This is a genomic window from Dietzia sp. DQ11-44, from assembly GCF_014145205.1.
GTDB lineage: Bacteria > Actinomycetota > Actinomycetes > Mycobacteriales > Mycobacteriaceae > Dietzia > Dietzia natronolimnaea.
Window position 1 is genome coordinate 1 of sequence record NZ_JAALEC010000448.1, and the last position, 3,073, is coordinate 3,073.

At 71.0% G+C, this 3,073-nt stretch carries 3 protein-coding genes; all 3 read right to left on the bottom strand.

The window, feature by feature from the left end:
• Positions 1-296, bottom strand: a 296-nt coding sequence (locus tag G6018_RS11600) for an alpha/beta fold hydrolase (RefSeq protein ID WP_182639667.1), incomplete at its 3' end; no start/stop codon positions are given.
• Positions 297-360: 64 nt separating this feature from the next.
• Complete coding sequence (locus G6018_RS11605) at positions 361-1,029, bottom strand: hypothetical protein (protein ID WP_187701062.1); 669 nt, start codon at positions 1,027-1,029, stop codon at positions 361-363.
• Positions 1,030-1,055: 26 nt separating this feature from the next.
• A partial coding sequence (locus G6018_RS11610; RefSeq protein WP_241732071.1) for a helix-turn-helix transcriptional regulator occupies positions 1,056-3,073 on the bottom strand: 2,018 nt, incomplete at its 5' end.

Sequence of the window (3,073 nt, forward strand, 5' to 3'; positions counted from 1 at the left end):
GCCGCGGCTGCGTCCGGGTCCTCGGCCCCCACGGGCGCGGTGACCAGCACGAGGCCGGCCAGCAGGGACGGGTGCCGCTCGGCGAGGTGCATGGCCACCACGCCGCCGAGGGAATGTCCGACGACGACGCTGCCGGTAGCGATCTGTCGGGCGGTCTCGTCGACGAGCGCGTCGAGGTCGGGCTCGGCCGGCAGATCGAGGGCCGTGGTGTTCCAACTCTCCGGCAGGGCGCGCAGGGTCGGGTACCACGTCTGCGCGTCGCCGTGGAGGCCGGGGAGAAAGACAAGACTCGTCATGTCGCGACCCTACGCGCGACGGCCGCGAGCGACGCGGTGTCTGTGAAGGGCCGCATCGGCTGGCTCACACGATCCTCAACTCGGCATGGGATTGCGAGAGCTCATAGGTCTTGACCAGCCAGAACGCAGCAAACGCGTACAGCGCCGCCGCCTCTCCGGCGAACAGGGCCACGGACGGCCCCATCACCCAGGCGACGAGAACCGCCGCGGCCGGGAACGCCACGACCAGTACGGCCAGGACCCGGTAGACCGCGCGATACCTGCGCCGCTGGTCCGGATCCGAAAGGGATCCGAGGGTCTCCTGCCCGTAGAAGAAGATCGACAGCGCGGCCAGGACGAAGAACCCCACCGCGGCCACCGCGTGAACGGCACCCGCCACGGTGAGCCCGGGCAGAGACGAGTCTCCCGTCGGGACCAGCGCCACCACGATGGACAGGACGCCGGCTCCGTTGAGCAGCGCGTTCTCTCCACGGGTGTAACCGCGGTAGGCCACCAGCGCGACGCCGATCGCCACCAGTATCCCCACGAAGAGACTCCGGGCCGGCGAGTAGTAGAAGGCGCTGAGTGAGCCCATCATCGACACGCCGGAGTCGAGGGCCACCCACAGGAGGAGGGTTGCCGGGAGGATGAGCGCACCGGCCGCGATGACCATCCGGAGCACGAAATAGGTCTCCACGATGTAGGCCGCGGGCGCCTCGCAGAAGGTGGCCGGATTCCTCCGTGACTGACGCATGCTCACACCTCGACTCTGTCGCCCGTTCACCCTCGCAGTCGGGTGCCGGTCTTGGTGTAGATCCGGTTGAGGTGACCCTCCACGGTCCGCTTGGACAGGTGGAGTTCGTCCGCGATCTCGGCGTTGGTCAACCCCTGCCCCACCAACTCGGCGACCTGGGACTCGCGGCGGGTCAGCGTGACCCCGGACGGGACCAAGCGAGCAGGACCTCCCAGTCCGGTGAGGCCGGCCAGCGACCCGCTGATCTCGGTGGTCGCGAGCATCCGCTCGGCCAAGGTGTGGTGCTGCGATCCCGGGGTGGCGAGGGTGCGGGCGCGATCTGCGGCCGCTGCGGCCACCATGAGCAGACCGTGTCCACGGGCTCGCTGAGCCGCATCGATCAATCGCCGGGGGTTGTCGGCCAGGTTGGCAGCGGCCAGGTCGCGCACCAGCACCGGCACATCCCCACTGACCTCCAGCTCGGCCACTATCCGGCAGCTCTCCGGATCGGCCATCAACACCCCGGCCAGGGCGGCGCGCACAGCGGAGCCGAGCAGTCCGTCGTCGACGAGGGAGCGGACGATGCCGAGCGCCTCCTCGCTCCGACCGAGGCAGAAGAGCACCCCCGCTTCGGCTCCGCGGATCTCCGGCCCGACCGGCGAGTTGGCATACCCGTGGACGGCGCGTAGGCGCCGCAGCTGCTCTTGCGCGATCGCGGTCTGCCCGGACAGGGCCGAGACCAGCGCGTACAGAGAGATGGCACGCGGGAGAAAGTCCTCGGGGCCGTCCACCGCGATGGTGTCGAGTGCATCGGACGCGGCGCTCACGGCCGACGGCAGGTCGCCGGCGGCCAGGGCGATCTCCGCGTCGGCGACCCGGCGCATGCCGTGGTCCAGGCGCACGGAGTCGTCCTGCTCGACCGCCACGAACGGCGCGAGTTCCGCGAACAGCGCGTTGACGCCGAAACCGTGCAGGACCACGTACAGCAGCGCCGCGAGGTACTCCTCCGACGCCCACGCGTGGTGGTCCACCGTGCGCGACTGGCGGGCCAGCCGCCGCAGGACGGCCAACGCGGCGTCTGACTGCCCGAGCGCGTCCAGCGCCAGGGCGTGGATCGCCTCGAGACGCCGCTCCCACTCGGCTGACAGGGACGCGGGGTGCGGTAGTCCGGGATGCAAAGGTGCGGGATGACCAGGGGCGGCGTCAACCTGTGGCGCGCCGAGTTCGGCGTGTGCCCGGGCCGCCTCGCGGTACCGCCCCGCGTAGGACAGGTGCACCACGGTCAGCGCGTCCAGCACCGAGTGAGCGGGGTGGCCCGGCGTCAGGAATCCGCGGGCCGCCTCGATCAACGGCAGCGAGTTCTCCGGACCCCGGTCGCGGTAGTGCGCGAGGTCCGCCCGGGCCGTCACGTTCTCGATCAGCACTCTGGTGAAGTCGGGCCCACCCGGCTCGTCGTCGTCACCACGCGGTCCGGCCACTGCCCGTAGACATTCCAGCGACCGCTCTAACATTCCGGCCGCCTCCTGCACCCTGTCCAGCAGCCGCAGGCACGAGCCCGCGTTCAGGGCGAGCTCGGCCTGCTGCAGCGGCGTCATTCCCAGGCCCGCACGCTGAGCGGCCTCGGACAACTCGACGCCGGTGCGGTAGTCGTGGCCGTCGAGCGCGGCGCGGGTCGCCGCCACGACGGCGGGGCCGTCCACGCGTCCGGCATGCATGGCGGGCTCCTGGAACAGCGCCCACAACACGATGGTCGGGTCCGGCTGGACGATCCCCGGAAGAGCGAGCACGGCGTCGTAGGCCTCACGGCGTCGACGGTGATCCGCGCCGGCCCGCAACGCGGAGGCCAGAACGGGCGGTTGCACGAAGATCATCTGTGCGCCGTCGTGCTGGGCCTCCGCGACGAGCGCCCGTGCCACCAGGTCGCTCACCACGTCGCACCCGTGGAGTCGCTCGAGGTCCTGGATCCTGATGCGGCGGGCGAGCGCGACGGTGGTCAGGGCATCGGTCACGGGATCGACGCCACCGGGGCGGAGTCCACCGTGACCGTTTCCACCACCGCCGATCC

Excerpts from the sequence above, each read along its gene's own strand:
- G6018_RS11605 (WP_187701062.1), bottom strand. The coding sequence starts at position 1,029 with ATGCGTCAGTCACGGAGGAATCCGGCCACCTTCTGCGAGGCGCCCGCG.